This window comes from Streptomyces curacoi, from assembly GCF_001513975.1.
Classification (GTDB): Bacteria; Actinomycetota; Actinomycetes; order Streptomycetales; family Streptomycetaceae; genus Streptomyces; species Streptomyces curacoi.
The window spans coordinates 1,088,685-1,103,700 of the sequence record NZ_KQ947984.1 but is presented as its reverse complement, the minus strand read 5'-3'; the positions used below and the strand labels follow the sequence as shown (position 1 = coordinate 1,103,700).

Sequence of the window (15,016 nt, the reverse complement as noted above, 5' to 3'; positions counted from 1 at the left end):
GCCCGTGTCCCTGCATCGCGTCGAGTCCCTGGCCCGCACCGCCCTGCCCGAGATCACCGGCGACCTGCGCACCCTGGTCGAGCTGGAAACCCCCAGCCGTGACAAGGAGTTGCTGAACAAGGGCCTCGCGGCCGTGGAGCGGTGGACGCACCGACGGCTCGGCCCGCCCGACCTGCTCCGACGGCACGACGGCGGCCCGCACGGCGACATGCTGGAACTGCTGTACTCCGGCTCGCCGCATCCTGCGGCGGCCGGGCCGGGGGCCGCGACCGTGCTGGTGCTGTGCCACTACGACACCGTGTGGCCGGCCGGCACCCTCGCCGAGTGGCCGTTCCGGGTCACCGACGACGGCTCGGCGAGCGGGCCGGGCGTGTTCGACATGAAGTGCGGCCTGGTGCAGGCCGTGTGGGCGCTGCGGCTGCTGCGCGAACTGGACCTGCCGCGCCCCGCGGTACGGCTGTTCCTCAACGGCGACGAGGAGATCGGCAGCCCCGCCTCCCGCCCGCACATCGAGCGGCTCAGCGAGGACGCCGCGGCCACGCTGGTGTGCGAGGCGGCGGCCGGGCAGGAGGGGGCGCTGAAGACGTCCCGCAAGGGCGTCGGACTGTTCGAGGTGACGGTGGTGGGCGTGGAGGCCCACGCGGGTCTCGACCCGTACGCGGGCGCGAGCGCCGTGCACGCCCTCGCCGAACTGGTCACCCGCGTCGCGGCCCTGGGCGACCGGGAGCGCGGCACGACCGTCAACGTCGGCACGGTCAGCGGCGGTACGGGGAGCAACGTCGTCGCCGGGCGGGCTCACTGCCGTATCGACGTGCGCATCGCGGCACCCGCCGAGGCGGCCCGGATCGACGCCGCGCTGGCCGCGTTGCGCCCCGCCGACCCCCGCGTCCGGATCACCGTCACCGGCGGCTGGAACCGCCCGCCCATGGTGCCGGGCCCCGCGTCCCGGCTCCTCTTCGAACGGGCCCGGTCGATCGCCTCCGACCTCGGCCGGCCGGTCTCCGAGACCTCCGTCGGCGGAGCCAGTGACGGCAACTTCGTCGCCGCGCTCGGCCGCCCCGTCCTCGACGGCCTGGGCGCGGTCGGCGGCGGCGCCCACGCCCGCCACGAGCACGTCCTGCTCGACCACATCCCCTCGCGTACGGCACTGCTGGCGGGGCTGTTGACGGCCCACGCCCAGTAGGCGCGCCGGCCCCCGGTAACCGATCCGCATCACCCGGCCCGAGCTGCATCCACCTGGGCTTCTCCGACGTCTACGACGATATGGATCTCGAAAAACCGCCCCCGCGGCGCCAGGACCCCGAAGGATGCCTGGTGGTCGCGATCCGCGTCCCGGTGCGGATCGTCGTGCTCGTGCTGGTCGTGCCGGTGCGGATGGTGTGGGACGCGCTCGTCGTCGCCGGGCGGTTCCTGAACGACACGGTGCTGCGGCCGGTGGGGCGGGCACTGCTGTGGCTCGGGCGGGCGGTGTTCGTGTGGCCGTTCGTGGGACTGTGGCGGTACCTCCTAGTGCCGCTCGGCAAGGGGCTGGCCTGGCTGGGGAACGTCCTCGTCGTCGTGCCCCTGGTGTGGTGCCACCGGTACGTGCTGACTCCCCTCGGGCACGCGTGCGCGTGGCTGGCGCGAGGGATCGGCCCCGGGCTGGCGTGGCTGTACGCGCGCGTGCTCACTCCGGTCGGGCATGCGGTGATGTGGGTCCTGCGGGGGCTCGGCGCGGTGCTCGCCGCGATCGGGCTCGGCGTGTTCGGCGCCGTGGCGTGGTTGGTGCGGTATCTCCTCGTCGTCCCCGCCCTGTGGGTGTACGAGTGGATCCTCACGCCGGTCGGCCGGGCGATCGCCTGGTGCGCCAGGGGACTCGTGCGGGTTGTGAGCGCGGTCGCCACGGGAATCGGGATCGCCCTGTACTGGACCGCCCGCGTGCTGTTCGTGCTTCCCGCGCTGGGCCTGTACCGGTGGGTCCTCACGCCCGTCGGCCGCTTCCTCGCCGTCATCGGCCGGGAGGTCTGGGACGCGCTCGGACACGCGTGGCGGGTCGCCGGGCGCATCTCGCTCGCCGTCGGCCGCTTCCTCGCGACGCTCTTGCGGTGGACCTTCGTCGAGCCGGTGCGGTGGGTGTACCGGACGGTGCTCACACCGATCGGGCACGTCGTCCGGGACGCGGTGCTGCGGCCCGTCGCCGAGGCCGCCCGCAGCGTGAGCCGGGCCACCCGGCAGGCCCTCACCGCCGCCCGCGAGTCCGTACGGCAGGCGCGGGCCGACTTCCGGCGGATGCTGTTCGGGGAGCCGGAGCAGCGGGAGGCGGTGGCCCGGCGGGAACCTCCCGGCCGCGAGACACGTACTCTTGGTAGCAGTACGACCGCTCTCACGAAGGACTGAACGACACTGGGCAAGCGACAGCCCGAAGGCCCGCCGCCCGCACCCGCGGTGCAGCGCATCCGACTGCGCTACACCAAGCGCGGCCGCCTCCGGTTCACCAGCCACCGTGACTTCCAGCGCGCCTTCGAGCGTGCGCTGCGCCGCGCCGAGGTGCCGATGGCGTACTCGGCGGGGTTCACACCGCATCCGAAGGTGTCGTACGCCAATGCCGCACCCACCGGCACGGGCAGTGAGGCGGAGTACCTGGAGATCGCGCTCACCGAGGCGCGCGATCCCGAACAGCTCAGAGTGCTCCTCGACGAGTCGCTGCCCGCCGGGCTCGACGTCATCGAGGCGGTCGAGGCCCGGACCTCCGGGCTCGCCGACCGGCTCGCGGCGTCCGTCTGGGAGCTGCGGCTCGACGGCGTGGACCCGGCCGAAGCCGAGCGCGCGGTCGCGGCCTTCAACGCCGCCGAGACCGTCGAGGTCCAGCGCATGACCAAGAACGGCGTGCGCACTTTCGACGCCCGCCCGGCGGTCGTCCACCTGGAAAGCAGCAACGGAACAGAAACGCACAGTTCGCAGGCTGATAGGCCGACCGACCAGCCCTGTGCGATACTGCGGCTGGTTGTTCGGCACGTGACGCCTGCCGTACGACCCGACGACGTCCTGTCCGGTCTCCGCGCCGTGGCCGACCTGGCGCCGCCGGTCCCCGCAGCGGTGACCAGGCTGGCGCAGGGGCTGTTGGATGAGGAGACCGGCACGGTGACCGACCCGCTCGCGCCCGACCGCGAGGCAGCGACGGCCCCACCCACGGCCGAGACCGCTGCCGCCGCGAAGGCGCCGGTGTAAGGAAGGTCCCGCGTAGGGACGGTCGTCGAAGCGCCGCCCTCGTACTCGGGAGCCACCTGGGTCGGGCAGCGCACCGACCAGAAGACTTTCGCCAGGCCGTACGCATGAGGCGTACGGAACCGGCGAGACAGGACACAGAGAGCTCCCGTGCGGCGCCCGCGCCCCGGACGGCGGCAGTCGCGCAATGCGCGAGCCGCGGACGTCACCGGCACATCGCCGGACCAGGCGCGGCGCCCGGGAGCCTGACGGGAGAAACGCCCGCATGCTCGAGCCGACCGAACCCAATGAGGGTTCCGAACTGAACACCCCCAGCGACACCCTGCCGCCGCGTCGGCGGCGCCGTGCCGCGTCCCGCCCGGCGGGACCGCCGACGGCTGCCGCCGAGCCGCAGTCCGCAGAGGTGGTCGAGCCGGCCATACCGGTCGCCGACCCCGCCGATGCGGCAGCGCAGAGCGCGGAGGCCGAGAAGCCCGAGGAGAACATCGAGGCCGTCGAGGCCGAGGTGACTGCTGAGGCTGAGGGGACGGAAGAGGCAGCAGGGTCCTCGGAAGCCGCAGCGGCTGCCGAGACCGGAGAGGCTGCCGAGAAGCCCGCCGAGGAGGCCGCACCCGCCGGTCGTCCGCGTCGGCGCGTGGTGCGTCGCGCGTCCGCGCCGACTGCGTCGCCGACGGCTGCCGAGGCCGCCGAGACCGTGGTGCCGGTGACGGCCGCCGCGCCGGTCGCCGAGAAGGAGAGCCCGGCTGCCGCCGAGGCGCCGGCCGCTGCGGTGACCGAGGAAGCGGCGCCGCCCCGTACGCGTCGGCGTGCGACCCGTCGGGTGTCGGCGCCTGCCGGTGCTCCGGCGCCGACGGAGGCGGTGGAGACCGCGGAGACCGTCGTCTCCGGTGCCGCTGGTGCGCCAGCCGAGAGCCCTGCCGCCGCCGAGGTGCCTGCCGCCGCTGACAGCGCCGCGCCTGCCGAGGCCGCCGAGGCCGCCGAGGAGGCGGCTCCGCGCCGTACGCGTCGGCGTGCTACGCGTCGCGTGGCCGCGCCTGCCGCTGCTCCTGCCGCTGCCGAGACCGACGAGGCCCCTGTTGCCGCTGAGGCCTCGGTCGAGGCGGCAGCGCCCGCTGAGGCAGCAGCGCCTGTCGCGGCTGCCGAGTCCGGCGAGGCCGCCGAGGAGGCCGCTCCGCGCCGTACCCGTCGGCGTGCCACGCGCCGTGTGACCGCGCCCGCCGCCGATGAGGCCCCCGCGGCTGCCGAGGCTCCCGCGCCGGCCGAGACGCCGGTGACCGCGGAGACCCCCGTGACCCCGGGCATCGAGGTCGAGACCGCCGCGGTGACCGGGACCGGCGTGCCCGCCGAGGCACCCGCCGCCGAGTCCGCCCAGCCCGCCGAGCCCGCTGAGGAAGCGGCCCCGCGCCGTCGCCGTCGTGTCGCCCGGCGGGCCGCCACCGGGTTCGCCGAGCCCGCACAGCCCGCCGCCTCCGAGGCGGCCGAGGCACCGCGGCCGGCGCGCCCCGCCGTGGCCGTGTTCCAGGCGCCCGTGTTCACCGAGCCGAAGTTCCAGACGCCCGAGCGGGCCGCTGCCGAGGCTGCCGCCGAGGCGGAGGCCGAGGACGTCGAGGAGTTCCCGGAGGAGCAGCCCGAGACCCCGCGTCGGCGTCGTCGGCGCCGTGGCGGTGCCTACGGCGAGGAGGCCGAGGCCCAGACCGTCGAGGCCGCCGCCGAGGACGAGACCGAGGAAGAGGAAGCCGAAGAGGCCGCCGAGGACGTCGTCGAGGGCGAGGAGACCGAGGAGACCGGGTCGCGTCGGCGTCGCCGGCGCGGTGGCCGTCGCCGCCGTCGTGGTGAGGCCGCCGATGCCGAGGCCGGTGAGTCCGCGGACGCCGAGGCCGAGGAACTCGCCGCCGCGCAGGCCGAGCAGGACGCCGAGGACACGGCCGAGCAGGAGGAAGAGGACGCCGACGAGGCCCGCGAGGAGGGTGGCGTCTCCACCTCCACCAGCCGTCGCCGCCGTCGCCGTCGCCGTCGCGCCGGTGACACCACCGTCGACACCGAGCCCGGCGAGGGCGACCCCGAGCGCACCGTCGTCAAGGTCCGCGAGCCCCGTCCCCTGCGGGAAAAGGGTGCCGAGCCGTCCGACGAGGTGCAGTCCATCAAGGGCTCCACGCGCCTGGAGGCCAAGAAGCAGCGCCGCCGGGAAGGCCGTGAGCAGGGCCGTCGGCGCGTTCCGATCATCACCGAGGCCGAGTTCCTCGCCCGCCGCGAGGCCGTCGAGCGCGTGATGGTCGTCCGGCAGCACGGCGACCGTACGCAGATCGGCGTCCTCGAGGACAACGTGCTCGTCGAGCACTACGTCAACAAGGAGCAGTCGACCTCGTACGTCGGCAACGTCTACCTGGGCAAGGTCCAGAACGTGCTGCCGTCGATGGAGGCCGCCTTCATCGACATCGGCAAGGGCCGCAACGCCGTCCTGTACGCCGGTGAGGTCAACTTCGAGGCGCTGGGCATGGCCAACGGCCCGCGCCGCATCGAGTCCGCCCTGAAGTCGGGCCAGTCGGTCCTCGTCCAGGTCACCAAGGACCCGATCGGGCACAAGGGCGCCCGTCTGACCAGCCAGGTCTCCCTGCCGGGCCGTTACCTCGTGTACGTCCCCGAGGGCTCCATGACCGGCATCAGCCGCAAGCTGCCCGACACCGAGCGGGCCCGGCTGAAGACCATCCTCAAGAAGATCGTCCCCGAGGACGCGGGCGTCATCGTGCGTACCGCCGCCGAGGGCGCGAGCGAGGACGAGCTGCGCCGGGACGTCGAGCGGCTGCAGGCGCAGTGGGAGGACATCCAGAAGAAGTCCAAGAACGGCAACGCCCCGACGCTGCTGTACGGCGAGCCGGACATGACCGTCCGGGTCGTCCGGGACATCTTCAACGAGGACTTCTCCAAGGTCATCGTCAGCGGTGACGAGGCCTGGCAGACCGTCCACGGCTATGTCTCGCACGTCGCGCCGGACCTCGCCGAGCGGTTGCAGAAGTGGACCAGCGAGGTCGACGTCTTCGCCACGTACCGGATCGACGAGCAGCTCGCCAAGGCGCTGGACCGCAAGGTCTGGCTGCCCAGCGGCGGTTCGCTGGTGATCGACCGGACCGAGGCGATGGTCGTCATCGACGTCAACACCGGCAAGTTCACCGGTCAGGGCGGCAACCTCGAAGAGACGGTCACCAGGAACAACCTGGAGGCGGCCGAGGAGATCGTCCGCCAGCTGCGGCTGCGCGACCTCGGCGGCATCATCGTCATCGACTTCATCGACATGGTCCTGGAGTCCAACCGGGACCTGGTGCTGCGGCGTCTGCTGGAGTGCCTGGGCCGGGACCGTACGAAGCACCAGGTGGCCGAGGTGACCTCGCTGGGGCTCGTGCAGATGACCCGCAAGCGGGTCGGACAGGGCCTGCTGGAGTCCTTCTCCGAGACCTGCGTCCACTGCAACGGCCGCGGTGTCATCGTGCACATGGAGCAGCCGACGGCCGTCGGTGGCGGCGGCAAGCGCAAGAAGCGCGCGCGTGCCGGTGCCGGTCCCGAGCAGGTGCACGAGGCCACGGTCGCCGCCGAGCCGGTGGAGACGGCCGAGGAGGAGGCGGAGGCGGAGGCGGAGGCCGAGGTCGTCGCGGAGGTCGCCGAGCCGGTCGCGCTGCCCGAGCCCGCCTTCGCGCCCGACGAGGAGCTGTACAGCAGCGTCGCCGAGGCCGAGGCCGCGGTCGCGCGCGGCGGTCGTTCGCGGCGCCGTGGCGGCCGGCGGGTGTCGGCCCCGGCCGGTGCGCCCAGGAAGAGCGAGGCCGTTCCCACGGCGCAGGACGTGACCGTCGAGGAGGAGGTCGCGCGCCCGGTGCAGCCGGAGTCGGCCGCCGAGGCGAAGGCCGAGCCGGCGGCCGTGGAGGACGCGGTCGTCGAGGCCCCCGCGCCCGAGGCTCCGGCCCCGGAGGCGCCGGCCGCCGAGGAGCCCGCGCCCAAGGGCCGTACGCGGCGTCGCGCGACCCGCAAGGTGTCCGCGCCCGCCGGGTCGCCCGCGGGGGCCGAGGCCGCCGTGGTGACGGTCGGCGAGGCGGCGTCCCCGGCGCCCGAGCAGGTGGCCGAGGCCCCGGCCGGGACCCCGGCGGAGCAGGCCGAAGAGGCTCCGGCCGAGGCGGTCGCCGAGAGCGCCGCTCCGGCCCGCCCGCGGCGCCGTGCCGTGCGCAAGGCCACCGCGCCGACCGCGCCCGCGGAGGCGGCCGTCGTGGTCGTCCCCGCGGCGGAGGCGCAGGCCGAGCCCGAGGCGGCGCAGGCCCCGGCCGCGGAGGAGGGCGCCGAGGAGGCGGCTCCGGCCAAGAAGACGGCCCGTAAGACGGCCAAGAAGGCCACGGCGAAGAAGGCCGCCACCAAGAAGACCGCGGCCAAGAAGACGGCCGCCAAGAAGGTGACGGCCAAGAAGGCGGCGAAGACCGCCAAGACGGCCGTGGCCAAGTCGACGGCGAAGAAGACCACGGTCTCGGCCGCCACCGACGAGAGCTGACCAGCGAGGTGTGCGGTCGGTCCACGTGATCGGCCGCACACCGCTGGGGCCCGGCCCGGTTTGACCCCCTCGGCCACGGCCCCGTAACCTTGACCGTCGGCGTGTCCGTGGATATAGGCGCGCCACATCCCCGTAAACCTCTTCCTTCGGAGCACAGGGTGTTCCGGAGAGGCCGCCCGCGTGCCGGGCGGCTGGACTGCGGGGGTGCCGTTCCCGAGCGAGAGAGTGAGATCCGCGTGTACGCCATCGTGCGCAGCGGTGGCCGCCAGCACAAGGTTGCTGTCGGTGACATCGTTGAGGTTGACAAGATTTCCACTGCCAAGGTTGGCGACACGGTCGAGCTCTCGACCCTGCTCGTTGTCGACGGCGACTCCGTGACCAGCGACCCGTGGGTGCTGGCCGGCATCAAGGTCCAGGCTGAGGTCGTGGACCACCACAAGGGCCAGAAGATCGACATTCTGCGCTACAAGAACAAGACCGGCTACCGTCGTCGTCAGGGCCACCGCCAGCAGTACACGGCGATCAAGGTCACTGAGATCCCCACGGCTGCGAAGTAAGGGACTGAGAACAGATGGCACACAAGAAGGGCGCATCGTCCACCCGGAACGGTCGCGACTCGAACGCCCAGCGGCTCGGCGTGAAGCGCTTCGGCGGTCAGGTCGTCAACGCGGGTGAGATCCTGGTCCGCCAGCGTGGCACCCACTTCCACCCGGGCGCCGGCGTCGGCCGTGGCGGCGACGACACGCTGTTCGCGCTGCAGGCCGGTGCGGTGCAGTTCGGCACCAGCCGCGGCCGCAAGGTCGTGAACGTCGTCCCGGTCGCCTGACCGAGCGTTTCGTTCGACTTTCGCGAGGCGGACCTCACTTCCCGGTCGGGAAGGCGGGTCCGCCTTTCGCTTGTTAGAGCAAAGACACGCTTGTTGGACCAAAGACATTCGTACGTTTTCTGGAGGCACTGAACCATGACCACCTTCGTGGACCGCGTCGAGCTGCACGTCGCCGCGGGTAACGGAGGCCACGGCTGTGCCTCCGTCCACCGTGAGAAGTTCAAGCCGCTCGGCGGGCCCGACGGCGGCAACGGCGGGCGGGGCGGGGACGTGATCCTCACCGTCGACCAGTCGGTCACGACCCTGCTCGACTACCACCACTCCCCGCACCGCAAGGCCACCAACGGCAAGCCGGGCGAGGGCGGCAACCGGTCCGGTAAGGACGGGCAGGACCTGGTCCTCGCCGTGCCGGACGGCACCGTCGTGCTCGACAGGGCCGGCAATGTGCTCGCCGACCTGGTCGGGCACGGCACGTCGTTCGTCGCCGCGCAGGGCGGCCGGGGCGGGCTCGGGAACGCCGCGCTGGCGTCGGCGCGGCGCAAGGCGCCGGGGTTCGCGCTGCTCGGTGAGCCGGGGGACGTCCGGGACATCGTCCTGGAGCTGAAGACGGTCGCCGACGTCGCGCTGGTCGGATACCCGAGCGCGGGCAAGTCCTCGCTGATCTCGGTGCTGAGCGCCGCCAAGCCGAAGATCGCCGACTACCCCTTCACGACCCTCGTGCCCAACCTCGGTGTGGTGACCGCCGGTTCGACCGTCTACACCATCGCCGACGTGCCGGGGCTCATCCCGGGCGCCAGCCAGGGCAAGGGCCTGGGCCTGGAGTTCCTGCGGCACGTCGAGCGGTGCAGTGTGCTCGTGCACGTACTGGACACCGCGACGCTGGAGTCCGACCGTGACCCGGTCTCCGACCTGGACGTCATCGAGGCGGAGCTGCGGGAGTACGGCGGGCTGGACAACCGTCCGCGGCTGGTGGTCCTGAACAAGATCGACGTACCGGACGGCAAGGACCTCGCCGAGATGGTGCGGCCGGATCTGGAGGCCCGTGGATACCGGGTCTTCGAGGTGTCGGCGGTGGCGCACACCGGGCTGAAGGAGCTGTCCTTCGCGCTGGCCGACCTGGTGGCCAGGGCGCGGGCCGCGAAGCCGAAGGAAGAGGCGACGCGGATCGTGATCCGGCCGAAGGCCGTCGACGACGCGGGCTTCACCGTGACGCGCGAGGACGTCGGCGGGGAGCCGCTGTTCCGGGTGCGCGGCGAGAAGCCCGAGCGCTGGGTGCGGCAGACCGACTTCAACAACGACGAGGCCGTCGGCTACCTCGCCGACCGGCTCAACCGCCTCGGTGTGGAAGAGGAGTTGATGAAGGCCGGGGCCCGGTCCGGGGACGGCGTCGCCATCGGACCCGAGGAGAACGCGGTCGTCTTCGACTGGGAGCCGTCGGTGATGGCCGGGGCGGAGATGCTCGGGCGCCGGGGCGAGGACCACCGCTTCGACGCGCCGCGACCGGCCGCGCAGCGCAGGCGTGACCGGCAGGCCGAGCGGGATGAAGCGGTGCGGGAGTTCGACGACTTCGAGCCGTTCTAGGGAAGACGGGCCCGAGCGGCGTCCGGCGTTGTCGTAGCCGTCGTCTGGGGGTTGTGGTCCCCAGACGGTCCCCAGACCCCCGCTTCGTCCCCGAACGGGCCTCGTCCCCCGTCGCCGGACGGGCCGAAATGGTTGACGCCGGGAAAATTCGCGCCGTATCTCAGGGCAACCCCTTCGCCTCACGGTGAGTCGTACTGGGCGCGTGGATGAGGATCTTGCACCCTCTCCGCGGTCAACTGCCCTTGAGATTCCCGGAGTCGACGTGGTCGAGGCTGTTTCGCGCAGGATGCGGCGCACGGTTGTGGTCGCCGTCGCTCTGGCCGCCGCGAGTGTGGGCGTGGTGCCGAGCGGGCACGCCCAGGCCGCCGCGGCCGGCGTGCGGCAGGACTTCAACGGTGACGGATACGAGGATCTCGCCGTCGCCGCACCCGATGCCACCGTGGACGGCAAGTACCAGGCCGGCTATGTCGCCGTGCTGTACGGGGGCCCGCGCGGGCTGAACACCGTCTCCAAGAAGGTGTACTCGCAGGCCTTTGCCGGTGTGCCGGGGACTCCGGAGGCGAGCGATCACTTCGGGTCCGGGCTCACCGCGGCCGATCTGGACGGGGACGGGTTCACCGATCTGCTCGTCGAGGCCTCCGGCGAGCAGTGGGTGCAGGGCGGCAACGCACGGCACGGCAACCACACGGTGTTGTGGGGCGGGTCCGGCGGTTTCGCCTCCGGCAACGTGATGCCCGCCCACGGCAGCCAGTCGTATCAGGCCGGAGACGTCCTGGCCGGTGACTTCAACGGTGACGGGCACCAGGACCTGAGGGGGGCCGGTCCCGTGCGGTTCGGTCCCTTCGGGCGGGATGTCGTGCCCGCCTCGACCGGCGACGTCCAGCTCGTCGACGGGGACATGATGCTCCTCGACGTGGTGGCCGGAGATGTGGACGGGGACGGCATCACCGATCTCGTCAGCATGTCCCGTGCGTACGACTGGGACGACAACCACGAGTACGGCTACTACCTCAACTACGTGCGCGGCAGCCGCGACGGTCTGTTGCCGCCCGTCCTGATCAAGGACGCGCAGGGCGAGCGGATCGACCCGCACGACGCCACCCTGGCCCTCGGCGACCTCAACGGCGACGGCCGCGCCGACCTCGTCATGGGCGGTTACGCCCTCAGGATCGTCTACGGCACCACCGGCGGCCCGGCCGCCGCGACGCCCCAGGTGATCACCCAGGACACCCCCGGAGTGCCGGGCGTGCAGGAGAGGACCGACGACTTCGGCTCCTCGCTGGCGATCGGGGACGTCGACGGCGACGGGTACGGCGACCTGCTCGCCGGGATCCCCCGTGAGGACTTCGGCGGACTGCACTTCGCCGGCACCTTCGCCGTCGTACCCGGCGGACCCGGCGGGCCGACGGGTGCCGGGACCAAGGTCTTCAGCCAGAACAGCGCCGACGTGCCCGGCACCGCCGAGACCCAGGACTTCTTCGGCAGCAACCTCGACGTGGTCGACGGCAACGGCGACGGCCGGGCCGAGCCGGTCGCGGCGGCGGTCCAGGAGGACACGAGTGCCGGTGCCGTGTGGGTGTTCCGGTCCGGCTCCGGCGGCGTCACGGCCAAGGGCTCCTTCGCCTTCGGCCCCCGTGCCCTCGGCACCGTCCCGAGCGGCGCCCACCTCGGCGACCGGTTCCCGCGCTGACCCGCCGCCCTTCACCCCAGCACACCCAACTCACCCGGATCAGGGATCACATGGCTTCGCCTTCTCACCGCCGTACCCCGTTCTCCCGCCGCGGACGGCTCGTCCTCGCCACCGGCCTCGCGGTCGCCGCCGGCGCCCTGGCGATTCCCGCCGTCAACGCCGCCACCGAGGCCGCGACCACCACCACGCCGAGCACCAAGCGGCTGCACGACGACTTCAACGGAGACGGATATCCCGACCTGGCGATCGGCGCCCCGGGCACGGCGCCGGACGGCGAGACGAAGGTGGGCGCGGTCAGTGTGCTGTACGGCTCCTCCCAGGGGCTGTCGACCTCGCGCAAGCAGGTGCTGAACCGGGCGGTGCCCGCCTACAACAGCGGGCACGGCACACAGCTGCAGAGCGCGGACCTGGACGGGGACGGGTACGCGGACCTGCTGTCGACCGTCGGGGAGTACAGGGAGGACATCGACCAGGGCTACGCCCTCGTCGTCAACTGGGGCGGGCCCAAGGGGCTCTCGGCCACGGCGACGGCCCTGACCTGGGCCCCGCAGTTCGAGTGGCAGGGCGGATTCACCGTCGCGGACGTGGACGGCGACAAGCACCCGGACGTGGTGACGGCGAGCGCCGACGAGTGGTACAGCAACACCCCCGACGTGGACAACGGGGACGGCACGGTGTGGCACGGTCCCTTCACCCGGGCCGGACAGCCCGTGAAGAAGGACTACTTCCGCGTCGTTCCCGAGCGCTCGACGCACTTCCACTCGCTGACGGCCGGTGACGTCACCGGCGACGGAGTCGCCGACCTCGTCGTACGCATGGGCGGCAACGGTTCGCCCGACTCGCGTGCGGCCGCCCTCCTCGCGGGCGGCCCCGGCGGCCTCAGCCCCAAGGGCCTGCTCAGGGATGCCCAGGGCGGCATCATCGGCGGCGAGGACGCCGCGATCGGTGACCTGAACAAGGACGGATACGGCGACATCGTCGTCGGCCGTTCCAACGACATGTACGACAGTGCCGAACCCCCCTTCCGGGGCGGCGGGCTGGCCGTCGTGTACGGCGGCCCGGACGGCGTCTCCACCACCCGCAAGCCGGTGTGGATCAACCAGGACACGGCCGGGGTGCCGGGGTCGGCCGAGCACGGGGACGGCATGGGCTCGGGCCTGTCCGTCGGCGACACCAACGGCGACGGCTATCTCGACGTGGCGACGGGCCTGCCCGGCGAGGACCTCGGCGCTCTCACCGACGCCGGCAGCGTCCTCGTGCTGCGCGGCAGCGCCAACGGCCTGACCGCCACCGGCATCAAGTCGTTCACCCAGAACACCAGCGGCGTGCCCGGCACCGCCGAGAAGCTGGACCGCTTCGGCGAGCAGACCGCCCTCGTCGACGCCAACGGCGACAAGAAGGACGGGCTGGTCGTGGGCGCCCCCGCCGAGAACGCCGGCAACGGTTCCGTGTGGGTCTTCTCCTCGGCCTCCGGCGGCGTCACCGCGAGCGGCTCCTTCTCGTTCGGCCCGACCACGATGGGCCTGCGCGCGGCCGGCGCCCGCTTCGGCGCCTCGGTCGCCGACTGACGGCGGCCACCTCCTCGCAACCAGCAGACAGGAGAGCGACATGAGCAGACACCGGGGGGCCTGGCGCGTGGGTCTCGCCGTCGTCCTGGCCGTCACGGGAGCCGCCGCCCTTCCCGGGCCGCACGCCGTGGCCGACACCCAGCCCACCACCGCCGAGCTCCGGGACGACTTCAACGGTGACGGCTACGCCGATCTCGCCGTCGCGGCGCCCTCGGCGACCGTCGGAGGCAGGACACAGGCCGGGTTCGTCGCCGTGCGGTACGGCACCCAGTACGGGTGGGTCACCGGGGCCCGGAAGGTGTTCACGCAGAACAGCGCGGGCATACCGGGCACCGCCGAGAAGGACGACCAGTTCGGCAGCGCGCTCACCACGGCCGACCTCGACCGGGACGGCTACGCCGATCTGATCGTCGGCATCGGCGGCGAGGACACGGACTCCGGGGGCACCGACTCCGGTTATGTGCAGGTCCTCTGGGGCAGCGCCGACGGGCTGTCGGGGGCCTCCTCCCTGGCCACCGGCAAGAGCGCCCATGACCGCCTCGGTGCCCAGGGCCACCTCACCGTCGCCGACATCGACGGCGACGGGGCGACGGACGTGGTGACCGTGCAGAACGAGCACGACCTGCGTGTCCTCAAGGGGCCCTTCGGGCGGAACGGTTCCGCGGGCGGCGGCGAGCAGATCGTGAAGGACCCGTACGACAGCCGTGTCCTGGACCTGGCCGCCGGTGACGTCAACGGCGACGGCATCACCGACGTCGTCGCCGCCGAGCACAGCGGTGACGAGTTCGACTCCCGCCGGGTCGTGTACTGGTACGGCACCAAGGACGGGCTCACGCCGTACACGCTGGTGTACGACATCGACGGGGCCGGCCTCCAGGGCGGCGAGAACCTCGACGTCGGCGACCTCGACAAGGACGGTTACGCCGACATCGTGGTGGGCCGTGCCGTCGACGGCTACGACAGCGACCTGGACAACCCCTACGTCAAGGGCGGCCGGGTCGCCTGGATCCCAGGCACCCCCGAGGGACCCGACGGCGTCGAGGCGGTCTTCCTCCACCAGGACAGCGCCGGAGTCCCCGGCACGGCGGAGAAGGGCGACCGCTTCGGCACCGACGTCCAGATCGGCGACGTCAACGGCGACGGCTACCCCGATGTGCTCACCGGTGTGCCCGGCGAGGACCTGGGCTCCGTCGCCGACGCGGGCGCCGTCGTCGTCCTGAACGGCGGCGCCGCCGGGCTGACCGGCACCGGCGCCCGGGTGGTCACGCAGGACACCGGCAATGTGCCCGGGGCCGCCGAGAAGGGTGACGTCTTCGGCAAGGCCGTGCACCTCGGCGACTCCAACCACGACGGGCTGGCCGATGTGGCCGTCGGCTCGCCGGGGGAGAACACCGGCTCCGGGTTCATCTGGCACTTCAAGTCCAGCCCGGCCCTCATCGTGACGCCGAACGCCACGGGCGCCTTCGGCAACACGTACCTCGGCACCGACGGCACGAACGCCAGGTTCGGCTCGGGGTTCGCGAACTGACCCGCCCCGGACCCGCCCGGTACTAACTGACGGTCTTTCAGACCCGTTGCGACAAGGCTAAGTTCATCCTGTTGTTCCCGTGTCGCAACGGGTC

Annotated in this window: 10 protein-coding genes; all 10 read left to right on the top strand. The window is 72.7% G+C overall.

What is annotated here, in order from left to right; translation table 11 throughout:
• The first annotated feature begins 4 nt into the window (after positions 1-4).
• The 10 genes from AQI70_RS04855 to AQI70_RS04810 all read left to right on the top strand — a co-directional run bounded on the left by AQI70_RS04855 (position 5) and on the right by AQI70_RS04810 (position 14,922).
• The gene (locus tag AQI70_RS04855; RefSeq protein ID WP_062144543.1) at positions 5-1,183 is read left to right on the top strand and encodes a M20 family metallopeptidase; all 1,179 of its coding nucleotides are present in this window, start codon (positions 5-7) and stop codon (positions 1,181-1,183) included.
• An 80-nt stretch (positions 1,184-1,263) separates the two neighbouring features.
• Positions 1,264-2,376, top strand: coding sequence for a hypothetical protein (locus AQI70_RS04850; RefSeq protein WP_062144540.1), 1,113 nt, complete (start codon positions 1,264-1,266; stop codon positions 2,374-2,376).
• Between the two features lie 48 nt (positions 2,377-2,424).
• The gene (locus AQI70_RS04845) at positions 2,425-3,207 is read left to right on the top strand and encodes a TIGR03936 family radical SAM-associated protein (protein ID WP_062144537.1); all 783 of its coding nucleotides are present in this window, start codon (positions 2,425-2,427) and stop codon (positions 3,205-3,207) included.
• Positions 3,208-3,469: 262 nt separating this feature from the next.
• Positions 3,470-7,729 (top strand): Rne/Rng family ribonuclease, encoded by a 4,260-nt coding sequence (locus AQI70_RS04840; RefSeq protein WP_062144534.1) that lies wholly within the window; start codon positions 3,470-3,472, stop codon positions 7,727-7,729.
• Between the two features lie 236 nt (positions 7,730-7,965).
• A complete protein-coding gene (gene rplU, locus AQI70_RS04835; RefSeq protein ID WP_004001309.1) occupies positions 7,966-8,286 on the top strand; it encodes a 50S ribosomal protein L21 in 321 nt (106 codons plus the stop codon).
• A 14-nt stretch (positions 8,287-8,300) separates the two neighbouring features.
• Positions 8,301-8,555 (top strand): 50S ribosomal protein L27, encoded by a 255-nt coding sequence (rpmA, locus tag AQI70_RS04830; protein WP_004001310.1) that lies wholly within the window; start codon positions 8,301-8,303, stop codon positions 8,553-8,555.
• Positions 8,556-8,690: 135 nt separating this feature from the next.
• Entirely contained in the window at positions 8,691-10,136 is a 1,446-nt protein-coding gene (gene obgE, locus AQI70_RS04825) for a GTPase ObgE (protein ID WP_062144531.1), read from the top strand.
• A gap of 262 nt (positions 10,137-10,398) precedes the next feature.
• A complete protein-coding gene (locus tag AQI70_RS04820) occupies positions 10,399-11,826 on the top strand; it encodes an FG-GAP repeat domain-containing protein (RefSeq protein ID WP_159042610.1) in 1,428 nt (475 codons plus the stop codon).
• 50 nt (positions 11,827-11,876) lie between these two features.
• Entirely contained in the window at positions 11,877-13,394 is a 1,518-nt protein-coding gene (locus tag AQI70_RS04815) for an FG-GAP-like repeat-containing protein (RefSeq protein WP_062144525.1), read from the top strand.
• 40 nt (positions 13,395-13,434) lie between these two features.
• Complete coding sequence (locus AQI70_RS04810; RefSeq protein ID WP_062144522.1) at positions 13,435-14,922, top strand: FG-GAP and VCBS repeat-containing protein; 1,488 nt, start codon at positions 13,435-13,437, stop codon at positions 14,920-14,922.
• Positions 14,923-15,016: the final 94 nt, after the last annotated feature.

Bases quoted from the DNA above. Each gene is read 5' to 3' on its own strand.
- AQI70_RS04850 (WP_062144540.1), top strand. From the start codon at position 1,264: ATGGATCTCGAAAAACCGCCCCCGCGGCGCCAGGACCCCGAAGGATGC.
- AQI70_RS04840 (WP_062144534.1), top strand. From the start codon at position 3,470: ATGCTCGAGCCGACCGAACCCAATGAGGGTTCCGAACTGAACACCCCC.
- rpmA (WP_004001310.1), top strand. From the start codon at position 8,301: ATGGCACACAAGAAGGGCGCATCGTCCACCCGGAACGGTCGCGACTCG.
- obgE (WP_062144531.1), top strand. From the start codon at position 8,691: ATGACCACCTTCGTGGACCGCGTCGAGCTGCACGTCGCCGCGGGTAAC.
- AQI70_RS04815 (WP_062144525.1), top strand. From the start codon at position 11,877: ATGGCTTCGCCTTCTCACCGCCGTACCCCGTTCTCCCGCCGCGGACGG.
- AQI70_RS04810 (WP_062144522.1), top strand. From the start codon at position 13,435: ATGAGCAGACACCGGGGGGCCTGGCGCGTGGGTCTCGCCGTCGTCCTG.